The sequence below is a fragment of the Nonomuraea sp. NPDC005501 genome, from assembly GCF_040605905.1.
GTDB lineage: Bacteria > Actinomycetota > Actinomycetes > Streptosporangiales > Streptosporangiaceae > Nonomuraea.
Genome location: NZ_JBEXDT010000140.1, coordinates 1 through 15,783 on the forward strand (window position 1 = coordinate 1; position 15,783 = coordinate 15,783).

A 15,783-nucleotide genomic window follows, 5' to 3' on the forward strand; every position below is an offset into this window, starting at 1 on the left:
GCGACGAGGTCGCGCACCCGCATGCGCGGGTCGAGGGAGCTCATCGGGTCCTGGAAGACGATCTGGAGGCTGCGCCGCAGGTCCCGCGGCGCCGGCTGGAGCGCAGGCGCAGGTGGGCCGTCATCGCCGCCGCCATGCTGGCCATGGCCGCCGTCACCGCCGCCACTCCGCAGGGCCGGGCCGCCGTGACCCAGATCCTCAGCTACGCCGGGATCGAGCTGCGCCTCGGCGGCGCGCCCGAGCCCGTCGTCTCGCCCACCCCGCTGCCCGGCGAGCGCGTCGTCACCCTCGACCGGGCCCGCGCCCTGGTCCGCTTCCCCGTCAGAACCCCCGGCGCCCTCGGGCCGCCGTCCACCGTCACCGTCTCCGACGGCGGGCGGGTCGTGTCCATGCTGTGGTCCGGCGGTCTCCGCCTCGACCAGTTCGACGGCACCATCAGCCCGTACCTGTGGAAACAGCTCGGCCCGCCCTCCCCCGAGCAGGTCGAAGCCGGCGGCGTGGAAGCCCTGTGGATCGGCGGCGCCCACCCCCTCGGCTACCTCAGGCGCGAGGACGGCACCTCCGTGCCGCTCCGGCAGGCCGCCCCCACCCTCATCTGGGAGTCGGGCGGAGTCGGCCACCGCCTGGAGGGCGCCGGCGACAAGGCCCGCGCCGCCCGCATCGCCGACTCACTGCGCTGATCCCTGGGCTGATCACTGGGTTGATCCCTGGGCCGACCTCCACGGTGGGGTCGCCGGAGCCGCCAGCCAGTCGTCGATCTCCTTCAGCAGGTCCTTGCGCGTCGCCTCCGGCGCGGCCGACGCCCGCACCGACTGCCGCGCCAGCTCCGCGACCTCCGCGTCGCCGAAGCCGTACACCTCCCGCGCCAGCTCGTACTGCCGCGCCAGCCGCGAGCCGAACAGCAGCGGGTCGTCCGCGCCCAGCGCGATCGGCACCCCCGCCTCGAACAGCCGCCGCAGCGGCACGTCGGCCGGACGCTCCACCACCCCGAGCCCCACGTTCGAGCTGGGACACACCTCGCAGCAGATGCCCCGCGCCGCCAGCCGCTCCATCAGCCGCTCGTCCTCGGCCGCCCGCACACCGTGACCCACCCGGTCGGCCTGCAGGTCGTCCACGCACTGCGCCACGCTGCGCGGCCCCAGCAGCTCGCCCCCGTGCGGCACCGCCAGCAGCCCGGCCCGCCGCGCGATCCGGAACGCCCGCTCGAAGTCGCGCGCCTGCGCCCGCCGCTCGTCGTTCGACAGCCCGAACCCCACCACCCCACGCCCGGCGAACTGGCCCGCGAGCCGCGCCAGCGTGTTGGCGTCCAGCGGATGCCGCGTCCGGTTGGCCGCCACGACCACCGCGATCCCGACGCCCGCGTGCTCCGCGGCCCGGTCCACCGCGTCCAGCACCAGCTCCATCGTCGCCGTCAGCCCGCCGAACCGCTGCGCGTAACCCGACGGGTCCACCTGGATCTCCAGCCACCGCGACCCCTCGGCCGCCTCGTCCTCGGCCGTCTCCCGCAGCAGCCGGTAGACGTGCTCCGGCCGCGTCAGCACCGACCGCCCGATGTCGTACAACCGCTGGAACCGGAACCAGCCGCGCTCGTCGGTGGCGCGCAGCCGCGGTGGCCAGTCCTGCTCCAGGGCGTCCGGGAGGTGCAGACCCTGCTCCCGGGCCAGGTCGATGAGCGTCGAGTGGCGCATCGAGCCGGTGAAGTGGAGGTGCAGGTGAGCCTTGGGGAGAGCGTCGAGCGGGCGTGCCATTTTCCTATGGTGCCACTCAACCTGACCTGGCACTCACGCGTTGGAGAGGGGCGAAAGGGGACCCCCGCACATGACCGATGAAGACGAAGCGGCGTTCGACCAGTTCCTCGCCGCCCGGAGCACCTCGCTCATGCGCACCGCGATCCTGGTCTGTGGCGCCACCAGCCACGACGCCGAGGACCTCGTCCAGCACGCGCTGGAGAAGGTCTACCGGCACTGGCCCAGGATCCGGCGCGACAATCCCGAGGCGTACGCGCGCAAGGTCGTCGTCAACGCGGCGATCAGCAGGGCGCGGCGCCGCCGCCTGATCCAGGAGATCACGTTCGCGCGGCCGCCCGAGACGGCCGCGCCCTCACCCGACCTCGACCTGCGCGACGCGCTCTTCGAGGAGCTGCGCAGGCTCCCGCCCAGGATGCGGGCCGTGCTCGTCCTCCGCTACTGGGAGGACCAGTCCGAGGCGTCGACGGCCGCCCTGCTCGGCTGCTCGCCCGGCACCGTCAAGTCGCAGGCCGCCCGCGGCCTCGCCAGGATCCGCGAACGCATGAACGTCACGGAAGGAGCGTTGCGATGAAGGTGGAGGACCTCCTCGCGGAGGCCATGGAGCGCCACGTCGGCCACGTGCAGGCGCCGCCCACGCTCGGGCGGACGGTGCGCCGCCGGCGCCGCGCCCACGTCATCAGGCTCCGCACGGCCTGCGCGGCGCTCGTGACCGCGGCCGTCGCCGTGGCCGTGCCCGTCGCGCTCGGCACCGGAGGGATCGCTTCCGTCGCCACCTCGCCCGCCGCCGACCCGGCAACGGGCCAAGACAGGGTGGTGGTCGAATCCGTCACCGTGCCGGACGTCACGGGCATGACCGTCACCAGCGCCATCGACCAGCTCAAGGCGGCCGGACTGGTCGTGGACGATCCGGAGACGCGCAGCGCCGAGGAGGCCGGCAAGGTCGTCCTCCGGCAGGAGCCGGCCGCCGGCGCGCAGCTCGCCAGGGGCGGGCGCGTCATGCTCACCCCCGCGTCCCCGGCCCAGCCCCCGCAGGACCTCGGAGACCTCGGCGACGGCCGCACGTTCGGCGGGATCCACCTCGGCTACCTGCCCGACGGCCTCGCCTGGGGCCGGTGGTCCGGCAAGAACGGGTTCGGCAAGAAGAGCTACACCACCTCCTTCTCGCCCGGCGGGGACGAGTCCCAGGGCTACGGCGTCCAGGTCGTCGTGTTCGAGGGCCAGGCCACCCAGCGGGTACGGGACCGGATCGGCACCCTGCCCGCCGTCGAGGTCGGCGGCCGCGAGGGCTACCTCGCCCACCTCACCGACGGCGGCGAGGTGGCGCAGACGGCGAGGGACGACACCACGGCCACGATCGGCTTCTTCGTCCGTGACCGGCTGGCGGTCGAGGTGTACATCAGCCCCGCGTACGTCAAGAAGGTCGACGCCATGGCCGAGCTGAAGAAGATCGCAGAAGGGATCGAACCGGCCAAGTGACCCGCGTGCCGTCGCCGGCCGTGCCGTCCAGACGTACGACTCGTGCCGTCCAGTCGTACGAACGGGACCACGGACGGCGGCGGACCGGGGATCCTACGGTCATGACCCCTGAGGCGACGACCCCGCGTCTCCGCCAGGACGCGCCCCGCCGTGACGCGCACTCCGGGCAGCACGGGCCCTCCGGGCAGTCCTGGCATTCCGTGCAGCACGGGTACTCCGGACGTGACGGGCACTCCGGCCGGGACGGGCATGGGTGGCGGGCTGCGCTCGCGCTCGGCGCGTTCGGGGTGGCGGCGGCCGCCGTCTACGGGATCTTCTCCTCGGGATTCGGCCGCCCGCCCCGTGCCGCGGCCCTGTCACCGGCCCCCGCCGCGTCCCGGCCCGCCCCGCCGCGCTCACCCGGCGGCGCCGCGGCCGCGCAGGCGCCGCCCGTCCCCGGGCGCGTTCCCGCTCTCGCCGTCGTCTCCGACGACTTCTGGCTCACCCACCTGCCCCCGGGCCTCGCCCGGAGCGGAGGGGGAGCGGTCGAGGCCGGGCCCGGCTCCCGGGCGGTGCAGGCCGTCTTCGGCTCGGGGGACAGGTTCATGGAGGCCCGCGTCGACTACGGCGCCGTCGCCGCCGGCTGGGAGGTCTATCGGCGCACCGCCCCGCCCGGCTCTCGAGAGACCACGGTCCGCGGGCGGCCCGCCATGATCGGGCACGACCCGCGCGGCGGCCGGACCGTCGTGTGGCTGGAGCGGCCGGGCACCGGCGTCCGCGTCCGGGCCGGCGAATCTCTGGCCGGAGAGCTGCTTGCTGTTGCCGCCTCCGCGCGCACTCCTGTAGGAGACTGGGGAGGTTTTCCCTGAGTCTCCACAAGAAGTCATGGGGGATGGATGCGCGGCCGCCTGGCCTCGGCGATCATCATGCTGGCAGTGGCCGGCTGCGGCTCCGGCGCGCCCGTGACGCACACCGCACACACCACGCCCGGCGGCGCCACCGCCCACGAGACGCCACACCCGAGCCTCACCTGCGGTGACGACCCGCTGACGATCACCTACGTGCCGTCCGGGCTCGAGCCCGGGCCCGCGTTCGAGCGGATCAAGTCGCTGACCCGGCGCCTCGACGTGCGCGGCCTGTCCTGGCGCGGCAGCGGCGGCGAGCAGTTGCTGGTGGCCGTGGTGTGCGGCGTGCGCTCGGCCGAGACGTTCGCCACGCTGGTCACCAGGTCGGGGCTCGGCGCGTACCAGGGCATGCCGGCACTGCGCTGGCGCACCCGCGGCGACATGCGCAACTTCATGTGGCTCCAGCGGCCCGGAGTCGCGCTGTACGTCGCCACGACGCCGGGCCTCGCCGACGAGGTCGGCGAGGTCGCGGCCGGCATCGTCCCGGACGGCTGACCGGCCGCGACAGCGCGCTGAAAGAGCCTCAGCGCGCCTCGGACAGCAGCTTGGCCATCCGGCTGACGCCCTCGACCAGGTCGTCGTCGCCGAGCGCGTACGACAGCCGGAAGTAGCCCGGCGTGCCGAACGCCTCGCCCGGCACCACCGCGACCTCCGCCTCCTCCAGGATCAGCTCGGCCAGCTCCGCCGACGACGCCGGCCGCTGCCCGCGCAGCTCCTTGCCGAGCAGTTCCTTGATCGACGGGTACGCGTAGAACGCCCCCTTCGGCTCCGGGCAGACCACGCCCGGGATCTCGTTGAGCATCCGCACCATGGTCCGCCGGCGCCGGTCGAACGCCTCGCGCATCCGCTCCACCGCCGACAGGTCGCCCCGCAGCGCCGCCAGCGCGGCCATCTGCGAGACGTTCGCCACGTTGGAGGTGGCGTGCGACTGGAGGTTCGTGGCCGCGCGCACCACGTCCGGCGGGCCGATCAGCCAGCCCACCCGCCAGCCCGTCATCGCGTACGTCTTGGCCACGCCGTTGAGCACGACCACCCGGTCGGCCAGCTCGGGGACGGCCGTGGCGATGCTGGTGAACTCCGCGCCGTCGTACACGAGGTGCTCGTAGATCTCGTCCGTGACCACCCACAGGCCGTGCTCGGCGGCCCAGCGGCCGATCTGCTCGGTCTGCTCGCGCGTGTGGACGGCGCCCGTGGGGTTGGACGGTGAGACGAACAGCAGGACCTTGGTGCGCTCCGTGCGCGCCGCCTCCAGCTGCTCGACGCTCGCCAGGTAGCCGGTCGTCTCGTCGGTCACGACGTCGACCTGGACGCCGCCCGCCAGCTTGATCGCCTCCGGGTACGTCGTCCAGTACGGCGCGACGACCAGGACCTCGTCGCCCGGATCGAGCAGCGTGGCGAACGCCTCGTAGACCGCCTGCTTGCCGCCGTTGGTGACCAGGACCTGCGTCGGGTTCACCCGGTAGCCGGAGTCGCGCAGCGTCTTGTCGGCGATCGCCAGCTTCAGCTCGGGCAGGCCGCCGGCCGGCGTGTACTTGTGGAAACGGGGATCGCGCGCCGCCTCGACCGCCGCCTCGACGATGTACTCGGGCGTGGGGAAGTCGGGCTCGCCGGCGCCGAAGCCGATGACCGGGCGGCCGTCCGCCTTCATCGCCTTGGCCCGGGCGTCCACGGCGAGCGTGGCTGACTCGGAGATCGCGGAGATCCGCGTGGAGATGCGAGGTCGCATGGACATGGGTCCATGCTCCCATCTCCTCGCCGTCCTGGACCGTTGGCGGGGCTCTGACCTGCGAGATCGGAACGGGTTCGACGGAACAGGGATCCACCGATACACTTTCGCCTGGTCGTGCCGCCGCATGTCGATGTGCGGTTCGGTCCAGGCAGTGAGCCGATCAGGGTAGTGTGGTTGGCGACATAGGGCACTGGCGCAATTGGTAGCGCACCGGTCTCCAAAACCGGCGGTTGGGGGTTCGAGTCCCTCGTGCCCTGCGAGTGCGGTCCGCGCAATAATGGGCGTGTAATGCGCGCCGCAAACTGCGTTGGATACGACAGATTCAGGTGAGGACTGTGGCGATCGACACGCGCGGCGAGACCGCAGGCAAGCCCAGTGGTGAGAAGAAGTCTCGCACTACGCCTGCCCTTTTCTACCGGCAGGTCGTCAATGAGCTCCGCAAGGTCATCTGGCCGACACGCAAGGATCTCATCACCTACACCACGGTCGTTCTGGTATTCGTTCTGATCATGGTCGCGATCGTGTACGGGCTCGACAGCGCCCTCGGCTGGGCCATCCTCCGCGTCTTCGGTGGAGCCTGATCCGACGCCGCCGGTAGCACCTGACGGAGTCGCCATACGATTCGACGAAATTCGACGGAAGAGGAAAGTCACCGTGTCCGAGTCTTCAGTGCCGGCGGAGGAGCCCCGCAGCGAGTGGGGCGACCAGCCGGAAGAGGCCGTCGAGGCCGCTGAGGAGACCTCCGGCGCCGAGCTCGCTGACAGCGACGAGGCCGCCGACGACGAGGTCGCGTCCGCGACCGACGAAGACGGTGACGCTGAGTTCGACGACGACGAGGACGATGCCGACGAGGTCGACATCGCCGAGTCCGAGGTCGAGGTCGAAGAGCCTGACGTCGATCCCGTCGAGGAGTTCAAGAGCGGTCTGCGTGGCCAGCCCGGCGAGTGGTATGTGATCCACTCCTACGCCGGCTACGAGAACCGCGTGAAGTCCAACATCGAGAGCCGCAACGTGTCGCTCAACATGGAGGACTACATCTACCAGGTCGAGGTGCCGACGCACACCGTCCAGGAGTTCAAGAGCGGCAAGAAGGTCCCGGTCAAGGAGCGGGTGCTGCCCGGCTACGTGCTGGTGCGCATGGAGCTGACCGACGAGTCCTGGGCCGCCGTGCGCAACACGCCGGGCGTGACGGGCTTCGTCGGCCTGTCCAACAAGCCGAGCCCGCTGAGCCTGGACGAGGTCGCCAAGTTGCTCGCCCCGGAGCCCACCGAGGAGAGCAAGAAGGCCGCCGCCAAGACCAGCAGCGGCCCGACGGTCGAGTTCGAGATCGGCGAGTCCGTCACGGTCATGGACGGCCCGTTCGCCACGCTGCCCGCCTCGGTGAGCGAGATCAGCCCCGAGTCGCAGAAGCTCAAGGTGCTCGTCTCCATCTTCGGTCGTGAGACCCCGGTTGAGCTGTCGTTCAACCAGGTCTCGAAGATCTAAGACGATCACTTACACTTAGACGTTCGGCCGGCCGCCTCTCGCGAAGGGCGGCCTTCCGACATGTCCGGCCGCACCCGCGCCCGGACAGCATCACGATCAGGACCCGGAGAAGGACTCATGCCTCCGAAGAAGAAGATCGCGGCGCTCGTCAAGGTCCAGCTTCCCGCTGGCCAGGCCACGCCCGCCCCGCCGGTCGGTACCGCCCTCGGTCCGCACGGCGTCAACATCATGGACTTCGTCAAGCAGTACAACGCTGCGACGGAGGCTCAGCGGGGCAACATCATCCCCGTTGAGATCACCATTTTCGAGGACCGCAGCTTCACCTTCATCACGAAGACGCCCCCGGCCCCCGAGCTGATCAAGAAGGCTCTGGGTCTGGACAAGGGCAGCGCGGTCCCGCACAAGGACAAGGTCGGCAAGCTCAGCCGCGAGCAGCTCCGCAGCATCGCCGAGACCAAGATGCCCGACCTCAACGCCAACGACATCGAGGCGGCCGAGAAGATCATCGCCGGCACCGCCCGGTCGATGGGCATCACCGTCGCCGACTGAGACCTTTCCCTACCCCGTGGGAGGGCCCGGAGCTGGCCCGCGGACCACAAGGAGACATCATGCAGCGCAGCAAGGCGCACAAGAACGCCGCGGCGAAGATCGACCGCGACAAGCTCTACTCCCCGGCCGAGGCGGCGAAGATCGCCAAGGACACGTCGACCACCAAGTTCGACGCGACCGTCGAGGTCGCGGTGCGGCTCGGCGTCGACCCTCGCAAGGCCGACCAGATCGTGCGCGGCACGGTCAACCTTCCGCACGGCACCGGTAAGACCGCCCGGGTCCTGGTCTTCGCGACCGGTGACCGTGCCGAGGCCGCCCGCGAGGCGGGCGCCGACATCGTCGGCGCCGACGAGCTGATCGACGAGATCGCCAAGGGCAACCGGCTCAACGAGTTCGACGCCGTGGTCGCCACCCCGGACCTCATGGGCAAGGTCGGCCGTCTGGGCCGCGTCCTCGGCCCGCGTGGTCTCATGCCCAACCCCAAGACCGGCACGGTGACGCCCGACGTCGCCAAGGCCGTGACGGAGATCAAGGGCGGCAAGATCGAGTTCCGTACCGACCGGCAGGCCAACCTGCACTTCATCATCGGCAAGACGTCGTTCGACGAGCGCAAGCTCATCGAGAACTACGCCGCCGCGCTCGACGAGGTGCTCAGGCTCAAGCCGTCGGCCGCCAAGGGCCGCTACGTCAAGAAGGTCACCTTCTCGACCACCATGGGCCCCGGCGTCCCGGTCGACCCCAACGCCACGCGCGGCCTCACGGCCGAGCTCGACGCGTAGGCGACGACCTCCGCGCCAGGCGCGCACCGAACGGCCCCCGCCCCCACCGGGCGGGGGCCGTTCGCGTTGTGCGGGGAGGCCGGCGGCAAAGAGTTTGTCCGGGACGACCCTGGGTTTTCCCCGAGATCTCCGGGGAAGTCGGCAATTCCGGCTACTGACACGTAGGGTCAAAACATGCTGAAGCGCAGGATTTCTCTCGCCACTAGCGCGGCGGGTGCCGCCTTAGTGGCGGTCACGCTCACCGGTTGCGGCTCGAACGCGCAGCCCATCCAGGTGAACCTGGCCGCCTCCGAAGTGCTGGCGCAGGCCGCGCAGAAGACCGCGGAGGTCACCAGCTACACCGTCGACGCCGTCGTCGACGTGTCGAGCCCCGAGGACAAGGGCAAGGTGCAGGGACGGATGCTCTACCAGAGCAAGCCGCAGCTCGCCGTGGACCTCACCCTCGACACCGTCGATCTGGGCGAGCGCGGGCTCCCCGGCGGGGTGCGGGCCGTGCTCCAGGGCGACACCGTCTACGTCAAGGTCGAGGCGCTGAAGGAGCTCGTCGGCGCCACCAAGCCGTGGATCAAGGTCTCGCTCAACGACATCGGCGGCTCCGACCAGGTCAAGCAGACGCTCGGCCAGATCCAGCAGTTCGACCTGGCCAACGTCACCAAGATGGTCACCACGTCCAAGGACGTGAAGTCCGTCGGCACGGAGACCGTGGACGGCACGGACGCCACCCACTACAGCGGCACGTTCCCGACGGACGTGGCCGTCAAGCAGCTGCCCGCCGACGAGCAGGAGCAGGCCCGCAGGGGCCTGGCCGAGCTCAAGGACGTCAAGTTCGACGTCTGGGTCGGCTCCGACGGCCTGCCGCGCAAGCTCGCGCTGAACGGCAAGGAGCAGGGCACCACGCTCGACGCGACGCTGCTGTTCAAGGGCTTCAACGAGCCCGTGAACATCGACGCGCCGCCCGCCGACCAGGTCGGCGAGATGCCCAAGCCCACCACCAACTGAGCGACGGTTTCAGAGAGCGATTTGGAAACTCGGCGACCAGCACGTACTCTGGTCGTTGCCGAAGACCGCCGGTTGTCGTCAGGTGCCTCAAGACCTGACGACCGAAGGATCCGCTCAAGCGGACGGCCCGCGCAGGTGTGATGCGAGTTTCCCGCATGGTGATCCATGTGTGAGCCCCGTGTGCGCCCTGCGCCCGGGGCTGTTCTCTTTTCTGGGGTGCCTTCACCGGTGGCACATCTGGAAGGAGGCCCATGGCGAGGGCGGATAAGGCGACAGCGGTTGCCGAGCTCAAGAACGAGTTCGAAGGCAGCGCTGCCGCCGTTCTGACCGAGTACCGCGGTCTCACCGTCGCCCAGCTCAAGCAGCTGCGCGTTGCTCTTGGTGAGAATGCGAAGTTCGCCGTGGCGAAGAACACCCTGACCAAGATCGCGGCCAACGAGGCCGGCGTGACGGGTCTGGATGACCTGCTGATCGGCCCGACCGCCGTCGCCTTCGTCAAGGGCGACGTCGTCGAGGCGGCCAAGGGTCTGCGTGACTTCGCCAAGGCCAATCCCCTTCTGGTGATCAAGGGTGGCGTTCTCGAGGGCAAGGCCCTCGACGCCGCTGAGATCACCAAGCTCGCCGACCTCGAGTCCCGCGAGGTTCTCCTCGCGAAGCTTGCCGGCGCGATCAAGGCGAAGCAGAGCGCTGCTGCCGCGATGTTCGCCGCGCTGCCCACCAACATGGCTCAGCTGGCCGAAGCCCTTCGCGCGAAGCGCGAAGAGGCGGGCGAGTAACTCGGGGATTGCCGCACCACCCGCGGTCCCGTTCCTAAATTTCGCAAGTCTCATACGGAGGAAACCATCATGGCGAAGCTCAGCACCGACGAGCTGCTCGACGCGTTCAAGGAGATGACCCTCCTCGAGCTCTCCGAGTTCGTGAAGCAGTTCGAGGACGTCTTCGACGTCAAGGCCGCCGCCCCCGTGGCCGTCGCCGCCGCCGCCCCCGCCGGTGGCGGTGCCGCCGCCGCCGAGGTCGAGGAGCAGGACGAGTTCGACGTCATCCTCGAGGCCGCCGGCGACAAGAAGATCCAGGTCATCAAGGAGATCCGCGCCCTCACGTCCCTCGGCCTGAAGGAGGCCAAGGACCTGGTGGACGGCGCTCCCAAGCCGGTCTTCGACGGCAAGGTCAACAAGGAGCAGGCGGAGAAGGCCAAGGCTGCCCTCGAGGGCGCCGGCGCCACCGTCACCGTCAAGTAACACCCCTCTCCGGGCGCCCTCGGGGCGCCTCGCGGAGGTCGTTCGTCCAGAAGGGGCGGCCACACCCTGGTGCCGGGTGTGCCGCCCCTTCTGCGTGTCCGGACCCGGGCGCGACCAGGCGACCGCCCGGCGCTAACGAGATTCTCATGCTCGTCTCATCGCCGGCCGAGAGGCCGTTCCTAGCCTGCGGGTGTGACCACTACGCATGCCAGGACGCGATGGGCGCCGGCCGGCCTGCTCGCCGCCACCGCCGCGCTCTACCTCTGGGGGCTCGGCTCCTCCGGCTGGGCGAACTCGTTCTACTCGGCCGCCGTCCAGGCCGGCAGCCAGAGCTGGAAGGCGTTCTTCTTCGGCTCCTCCGACGCCGCCAACGCGATCACCGTGGACAAGACACCCGCGTCGCTGTGGCCGATGGAGCTGAGCGCGCGGCTCTTCGGGCTGAACTCGTGGAGCATCCTCGTGCCGCAGGCGCTCATGGGGGTCGCCACCGTCGCGGTCGTGTACGCCACGGTGCGGCGGCGCTTCCCGGTCTGGGCGGGGCTGCTGGCGGGGGCCGTGATGGCGCTGACGCCGGTGGCGGTGCTGATGTTCCGGTTCAACAACCCGGACGCGCTCCTGGTGCTGCTGCTGACGCTCGCGGCGTACTGCGTGGTGCGGGCGCAGGAGCGGGCCGTCACCCGCTGGCTGGTGCTGGCGGGGGTGTGCCTGGGCTTCGCGTTCCTGGCCAAGATGCTGCAGGCGTTCCTGGTGCTGCCGGGGTTCGCGCTGGTGTACGTGATGATGGCCCCCACGAAGGTGTGGCGGCGGGTTCGGCAGCTCGCGCTGGCCGGGGTGGCCATGGTGGTGTCGGCCGGGTGGTGGCTGCTGGCCGTGGCCCTGGTGCCGGCGTCCGAGCGGCCGTACATCGGCGGTTCGCAGACCAACAGCGTGCTGGAGCTGGCCCTCGGCTACAACGGCATCGGGCGGCTCAACGGCGCCGACTACGGCGGCCTCGGCAACCTCAACCAGGAGGCGGGGCCGTTGCGGCTGTTCGACACGGAGGCCGGGGGCCAGATCTCGTGGCTGCTGCCCGCCGCGCTGATCCTGCTGGCGGCCGCGCCGTGGCTGACGCGGGGGGCGTCCCGCACGGATTCGGCCCGCGCCCAGTTCGGCGTGTGGGGCGGATGGCTGGCGGTCACGGGGCTGGTCTTCAGCCTCATGCAGGGGATCTTCCACGCGTACTACACGGTCGCGCTCGCGCCGGCCATCGCGGGTCTGGTGGGTGCGGGGGCGGCGCTGCTGTGGGAGCGCCGGGAGCCGTTCCTGCCGGCGGCGGTCACGGGGGTGACGGCACTGTGGTCGTACGTGCTGCTGACGCGTGACGGGGACTGGAACCCGTGGCTGGGGCCGGCGGTGCTGGTGGCCGGGCTGGGGCTCGCGGTGGCTCTGCCGGCGGGCAGCCGCTTCACCGCCCGGCGCCAGGCCCCGGACCGGGAGGCGAAGGCCCTGGAGCCCGTACGGCGGTGGTGGGGCGCGGTCGTCGCAGGGGCGATCGCGGTGTCCCTGGTCGGCCCGGCCGCCTACGCGGTGGACACCGCGGCCTCCCCGCACACCGGAGCCATCCCGACGGCCGGTCCGTCCACCGGCGGGCTCGGTCCGGGCGGGTTCCGGGGCGGCCGGGCGCTGGGCATGAGCCCGACCGGCCCCCAGCCGGGCACGGGCCGGCCCGGGGGAGCGCCGCCGCAGGGCATGGGACGCGGCGCGGGTCGCGACGGCATGGGGGGCGGCATGGGCGGCCGGGCCGGCGGGATGGGCGGGCTGCTCAACGCGCCCGCCCCGTCGGCCGAGCTGACCACGCTGCTCAAGAGCGGCGCCGCCGCCTACACGTGGGCCGCCGCGACCGTCGGCTCGAACAACGCCGCCGGGTACCAGCTCGCGACCGGCCTGCCGGTGATGGCGGTGGGCGGGTTCAACGGCACGGACCCCGCGCCGACGCTCGCCCGCTTCCAGCGGTACGTGGCCGAGAAGAAGATCCACTACTTCGTGGGCTCCGGCATGGGGACGGGCGGCCGCGCGGGCGCCTCGGGCAGCGGGGGGAGCGACGAGGCGGCCCGGATCGGGGCCTGGGTCCAGGAGACGTTCACGGCCACCACCGTGGGCGGCGTGACGGTCTTCGACCTGACGGCCCGCTGACCGGCCGACCCTGCGCCGCCGCCGTCCCGGATCACGCGGCGGCGGCGCGTACGCGGCCGATGGCGCCGGCGTCCATGTAGTCGCGGGTGTGGACGATCAGCCCGTCCCTGATCCGCAGCACCAGCAGGCCGGGGACGGTGATCGGCCGGCCGTTGACCGTCACGTCGGTCTCCTGCTCCACCACGACGACCTCGGCGTCGGCCCCGGGGTGGAGCGCCACGGTGCGGACCCGTTCGACCTCGGCGGGGGTCGTGGACCAGCTGGCGCGGTAGCCGGCGCGGACCTCCTCCCGCCCCCTGAGCGGCGGCAGGCCACCGAACGGGAACTCGTGCAGGCCGTCCTCGGCGTACAGATCCGCCAGCTCGTCGGCGGACTTGCGCAGCATGGCCCGGTGGTAGGCGGCGACGATCTCTTCAGTGGACACAGGCGTACCCCATTCCCTCAACGGACGTTGACTCAACGAGCGTAGAGCGAAAAGGCAGAGTGAGTCAACGCGTGTAGAGTCGGAGCCGTGACCGAGCCAGCGCTCACGCGCGCCGAGCGCCGCCGCAGGACCGAGCGGCGCATCCTCGACGCGGCACGCGAGCTGTTCGCCGAGCGCGGCTTCGAGCGCACCACGATCCGCGCCGTGGCGGGGGCAGCCGAGGTCGATCCCGCGCTGGTCATGCAGTACTTCGGCAACAAGCAGCGGCTCTTCGGCGAGGCCGTGCGCATGGCCCGCCCCGCCGAGCCCGCGACGGGCCCCGACGAGGCCGTCGAGCACCTGCTCGGCACCCTGGGCGTGAAGATGAGGCTGCCGCCCGCCTCGCTGGCGATGCTCCGATCGATGCTCACGCACCCGGAGGCCGCCACGACGGCTCGCGAGTCGCTGAGCCGGCAGGTCGAGCACGTGAGCGCGTCGCTGCCCGGAGAGGACGCCCGGCTGCGGGCGGCGCTGATGACGACGATCATGCTGGGGCTGACCGTGGGCCACCAGCTCCTGGAGCTGGAGGAGCTGCGCGAGGCGTCGCGCGAGGAGATCGTCGCCGCGCTCCGTCCCGCGCTGCGTGCCCTCGCCGCCCCCGGGACTCACTGACCGATCCATACCGTCTCGTGCCTGTCCGGTCGATTGCCGTCCTGCCGCGGTGACCCCCGCGTTATGATCCGGCGACCGGCGAAAGGGGCGAGCGGACGTGACGAATCTCTCTCTCCGGCTCGGCCGCCCGCTGATCCTCGCGCTGGCCGGGCTGCTCGTCGTCCTGGCCGTCGCGGGTCTGTGGATCGGCGCCCAGGAGCGGGACGCGCAGGCCAGGGCCGACGAGCGGAGAGCCGCGCTCGACGCCGCGGGCGCGCACGCGGTGAGCCTGCTGTCGCTCCACTACAAGACCGTGGACGCGGACGCGCGGCGCATCCTGGACACCTCGACCGGGGCGGCGCGCGAGGAGTACGAGGCGAACCTGGGCCGGCTCAAGAGCACCACGGTCGCCAACAAGGTGGTGCAGGACGGCGTGCTGCGGGCCACCGGGCTGGTGTCGCTGACCGGCTCGGCGGCGAAGGTGCTGGTGGTGGCCGACGTGGACATCCGCTGGGAGGGGTCGAAGACGCCGCCCCAGGACCGGTTCTACCGGTGGTCGATGGATCTCACCAAGGTCGGCGGGGTCTGGCTCGTGTCGAAGGCCGTACAGGTGTGAAAGCCGTACAGGTGTGAAAGCCGTACAGGTGTGAAAGCCGCACGGGCGTGAGGCGGGCGCCGAAGGCCTTGCAGGTGTGAAGGAGGCGGGTGTGAGGGTCGTCATGGCCGCTGTGCTGGCCGTCGCGGTGCTCGTGCTGGGCGCGGTCGTCGGCGTGATGTGGGCCGATCTGCGAGCCTTCAACGACGCCGACGCGGACGCAGTGGAGGCCGTGGCGGCGGCCCGTACGGCCGCCCCTGAGCTGATGTCGTACGACTACCGCACGGTCGAGCGCGACCTGGCACGGGCCAGGACGCGCACCACCGGCGCGCTGGCCGGCTACTACGGCGAGCTGGCCAAGTCCCTGACCGGCAAGGCGAAGGCGCAGAAGACCGTGCAGACGGCCTCCGTGGCCGCGGCCGGAGTCGAACGGGCCGAGCCCGGGCGGGTCGAGGTGCTCTTGTTCGTGAACACCGGTACGGTCAGGGAGGTTCCGGGGGAGGCGGCTCCCCAGCGGCAGATCAGCCAGAACCGGGTCAGGCTGGTCATGGTCCGCGGTGACGCAGGGTGGCTCGCGGCGGACCTGTCCACGCTGATCGGGACAGCGTGAGTGGTCCGGGCGCGGCAGGTCGGTCAATTGTCACTAAAAAATTGGTTTGGCGAAGGCCAAGAACGGGGTAACTCCTTCACGACCACACCGGTCGCCGGCATGGGTTCGTCCCTCGGCGTGACGGAGCGTTAACCGTCCCCGTTCGCGGGTATCGTCTTGGGCCTGACGGTAGGCGTCCGATCACGCAGGGGAGAAAACCCAGCGTCCGGGCCCTGGGTCGGCGGAAAGTCCGGCTTGTGGGCTTGACGTTTTCGCTCGAACGGGCGATGCTGCGACCAACGTGAAGCATGCAGCGAGAGCAAAGTGGACAGGCGTGTGCCGTTCGGCTACACTGCCCCTTTGCGCTGCCCTTTGACGACCCGCTCCGCTTGCTCACGTTGCGAGGTTGTCTGGCGTGCGTGTAGTCAGTCCGCCGCGAGCCCTCGGAAGGACATCTGTTGGCAGCCTCGCGCAACGCCTCCGCCG

Annotated in this window: 19 protein-coding genes and 1 tRNA gene; 17 read left to right on the plus strand and 3 right to left on the minus strand. The window is 71.2% G+C overall.

What is annotated here, in order from left to right:
• The coding region (locus tag ABZS51_RS39535) for a hypothetical protein (RefSeq protein ID WP_355452567.1) at positions 1–680 on the plus strand (680 nt) is incomplete at its 5' end.
• Between the two features lie 12 nt (positions 681–692).
• Here the strand turns inward: ABZS51_RS39535 and ABZS51_RS39540 are convergent.
• Complete coding sequence (locus ABZS51_RS39540) at positions 693–1,748, minus strand: adenosine deaminase (RefSeq protein WP_355452570.1); 1,056 nt, start codon at positions 1,746–1,748, stop codon at positions 693–695.
• A 70-nt stretch (positions 1,749–1,818) separates the two neighbouring features.
• Between ABZS51_RS39540 and ABZS51_RS39545 the strand changes: the two genes are divergently transcribed.
• The 4 genes from ABZS51_RS39545 (at position 1,819) to ABZS51_RS39560 (ending at position 4,603) form a co-directional block, all read left to right on the plus strand.
• Positions 1,819–2,319, plus strand: a complete 501-nt coding sequence (locus tag ABZS51_RS39545; RefSeq protein ID WP_310706825.1) for a SigE family RNA polymerase sigma factor — start codon at positions 1,819–1,821, stop codon at positions 2,317–2,319.
• On the plus strand, positions 2,316–3,224 hold the full coding sequence (locus ABZS51_RS39550; RefSeq protein WP_355452574.1) for a PASTA domain-containing protein: 909 nt from the start codon (positions 2,316–2,318) through the stop codon (positions 3,222–3,224). Before ABZS51_RS39545 ends, ABZS51_RS39550 begins: the two co-directional genes overlap by 4 nt.
• 101 nt (positions 3,225–3,325) lie before the next feature.
• The gene (locus tag ABZS51_RS39555; RefSeq protein WP_355452577.1) at positions 3,326–4,072 is read left to right on the plus strand and encodes a hypothetical protein; all 747 of its coding nucleotides are present in this window, start codon (positions 3,326–3,328) and stop codon (positions 4,070–4,072) included.
• Between the two features lie 27 nt (positions 4,073–4,099).
• Positions 4,100–4,603: a hypothetical protein gene (locus ABZS51_RS39560; protein WP_355452580.1), complete on the plus strand. Its 504-nt coding sequence runs from the start codon at positions 4,100–4,102 to the stop codon at positions 4,601–4,603.
• 28 nt (positions 4,604–4,631) lie between these two features.
• Here the strand turns inward: ABZS51_RS39560 and ABZS51_RS39565 are convergent, their stop codons facing one another.
• Positions 4,632–5,840 (minus strand): pyridoxal phosphate-dependent aminotransferase, encoded by a 1,209-nt coding sequence (locus ABZS51_RS39565; RefSeq protein WP_355452583.1) that lies wholly within the window; start codon positions 5,838–5,840, stop codon positions 4,632–4,634.
• A gap of 181 nt (positions 5,841–6,021) precedes the next feature.
• Between ABZS51_RS39565 and ABZS51_RS39570 the strand changes: the two genes are divergently transcribed.
• From ABZS51_RS39570 to ABZS51_RS39610, 9 genes are all read left to right on the plus strand, one after another.
• Positions 6,022–6,094 (plus strand) — tRNA-Trp (locus tag ABZS51_RS39570).
• Between the two features lie 78 nt (positions 6,095–6,172).
• Positions 6,173–6,418: a preprotein translocase subunit SecE gene (gene secE, locus ABZS51_RS39575; protein ID WP_310708543.1), complete on the plus strand. Its 246-nt coding sequence runs from the start codon at positions 6,173–6,175 to the stop codon at positions 6,416–6,418.
• Positions 6,419–6,491: 73 nt separating this feature from the next.
• On the plus strand, positions 6,492–7,322 hold the full coding sequence (gene nusG, locus ABZS51_RS39580) for a transcription termination/antitermination protein NusG (protein ID WP_355452586.1): 831 nt from the start codon (positions 6,492–6,494) through the stop codon (positions 7,320–7,322).
• A 117-nt stretch (positions 7,323–7,439) separates the two neighbouring features.
• Positions 7,440–7,871, plus strand: a complete 432-nt coding sequence (gene rplK, locus ABZS51_RS39585) for a 50S ribosomal protein L11 (protein ID WP_310708541.1) — start codon at positions 7,440–7,442, stop codon at positions 7,869–7,871.
• A 59-nt stretch (positions 7,872–7,930) separates the two neighbouring features.
• Positions 7,931–8,650, plus strand: a complete 720-nt coding sequence (gene rplA, locus ABZS51_RS39590) for a 50S ribosomal protein L1 (RefSeq protein ID WP_310708540.1) — start codon at positions 7,931–7,933, stop codon at positions 8,648–8,650.
• A 174-nt stretch (positions 8,651–8,824) separates the two neighbouring features.
• Positions 8,825–9,649: an LppX_LprAFG lipoprotein gene (locus ABZS51_RS39595; RefSeq protein ID WP_355452590.1), complete on the plus strand. Its 825-nt coding sequence runs from the start codon at positions 8,825–8,827 to the stop codon at positions 9,647–9,649.
• A 251-nt stretch (positions 9,650–9,900) separates the two neighbouring features.
• Positions 9,901–10,425 carry a 50S ribosomal protein L10 gene (gene rplJ, locus ABZS51_RS39600; protein ID WP_310708538.1) on the plus strand — a complete coding sequence of 175 codons (525 nt, stop codon included), beginning with the start codon at positions 9,901–9,903 and terminating at the stop codon, positions 10,423–10,425.
• Positions 10,426–10,494: 69 nt separating this feature from the next.
• A complete protein-coding gene (rplL, locus tag ABZS51_RS39605) occupies positions 10,495–10,887 on the plus strand; it encodes a 50S ribosomal protein L7/L12 (protein ID WP_253768422.1) in 393 nt (130 codons plus the stop codon).
• 192 nt (positions 10,888–11,079) lie between these two features.
• Positions 11,080–13,059, plus strand: coding sequence for a glycosyltransferase family 39 protein (locus tag ABZS51_RS39610; RefSeq protein ID WP_355452594.1), 1,980 nt, complete (start codon positions 11,080–11,082; stop codon positions 13,057–13,059).
• A gap of 31 nt (positions 13,060–13,090) precedes the next feature.
• Here ABZS51_RS39610 and ABZS51_RS39615 read toward each other — a convergent pair whose 3' ends face one another.
• Complete coding sequence (locus ABZS51_RS39615; protein ID WP_355452597.1) at positions 13,091–13,483, minus strand: nuclear transport factor 2 family protein; 393 nt, start codon at positions 13,481–13,483, stop codon at positions 13,091–13,093.
• Between the two features lie 87 nt (positions 13,484–13,570).
• On the opposite strand from ABZS51_RS39615, the gene ABZS51_RS39620 reads away from it, so the two are divergent.
• The 3 genes from ABZS51_RS39620 (at position 13,571) to ABZS51_RS39630 (ending at position 15,318) form a co-directional block, all read left to right on the plus strand.
• Positions 13,571–14,134 carry a TetR family transcriptional regulator gene (locus ABZS51_RS39620; protein WP_355452600.1) on the plus strand — a complete coding sequence of 188 codons (564 nt, stop codon included), beginning with the start codon at positions 13,571–13,573 and terminating at the stop codon, positions 14,132–14,134.
• Positions 14,135–14,231: 97 nt separating this feature from the next.
• Positions 14,232–14,729, plus strand: a complete 498-nt coding sequence (locus ABZS51_RS39625) for a hypothetical protein (protein ID WP_355452603.1) — start codon at positions 14,232–14,234, stop codon at positions 14,727–14,729.
• Between the two features lie 91 nt (positions 14,730–14,820).
• Positions 14,821–15,318 (plus strand): hypothetical protein, encoded by a 498-nt coding sequence (locus tag ABZS51_RS39630; RefSeq protein WP_310708533.1) that lies wholly within the window; start codon positions 14,821–14,823, stop codon positions 15,316–15,318.
• The last annotated feature ends 465 nt before the right edge of the window (positions 15,319–15,783 follow it).

Coding starts and splice junctions, on each gene's coding strand:
- ABZS51_RS39540 (WP_355452570.1), bottom strand. CDS start 1,748: ATGGCACGCCCGCTCGACGCTCTCCCCAAGGCTCACCTGCACCTCCAC.
- rplJ (WP_310708538.1), top strand. CDS start 9,901: ATGGCGAGGGCGGATAAGGCGACAGCGGTTGCCGAGCTCAAGAACGAG.
- ABZS51_RS39555 (WP_355452577.1), top strand. CDS start 3,326: ATGACCCCTGAGGCGACGACCCCGCGTCTCCGCCAGGACGCGCCCCGC.
- ABZS51_RS39565 (WP_355452583.1), bottom strand. CDS start 5,840: ATGTCCATGCGACCTCGCATCTCCACGCGGATCTCCGCGATCTCCGAG.
- ABZS51_RS39560 (WP_355452580.1), top strand. CDS start 4,100: ATGCGCGGCCGCCTGGCCTCGGCGATCATCATGCTGGCAGTGGCCGGC.
- rplK (WP_310708541.1), top strand. CDS start 7,440: ATGCCTCCGAAGAAGAAGATCGCGGCGCTCGTCAAGGTCCAGCTTCCC.
- ABZS51_RS39595 (WP_355452590.1), top strand. CDS start 8,825: ATGCTGAAGCGCAGGATTTCTCTCGCCACTAGCGCGGCGGGTGCCGCC.
- rplL (WP_253768422.1), top strand. CDS start 10,495: ATGGCGAAGCTCAGCACCGACGAGCTGCTCGACGCGTTCAAGGAGATG.
- ABZS51_RS39550 (WP_355452574.1), top strand. CDS start 2,316: ATGAAGGTGGAGGACCTCCTCGCGGAGGCCATGGAGCGCCACGTCGGC.
- ABZS51_RS39545 (WP_310706825.1), top strand. CDS start 1,819: ATGACCGATGAAGACGAAGCGGCGTTCGACCAGTTCCTCGCCGCCCGG.
- rplA (WP_310708540.1), top strand. CDS start 7,931: ATGCAGCGCAGCAAGGCGCACAAGAACGCCGCGGCGAAGATCGACCGC.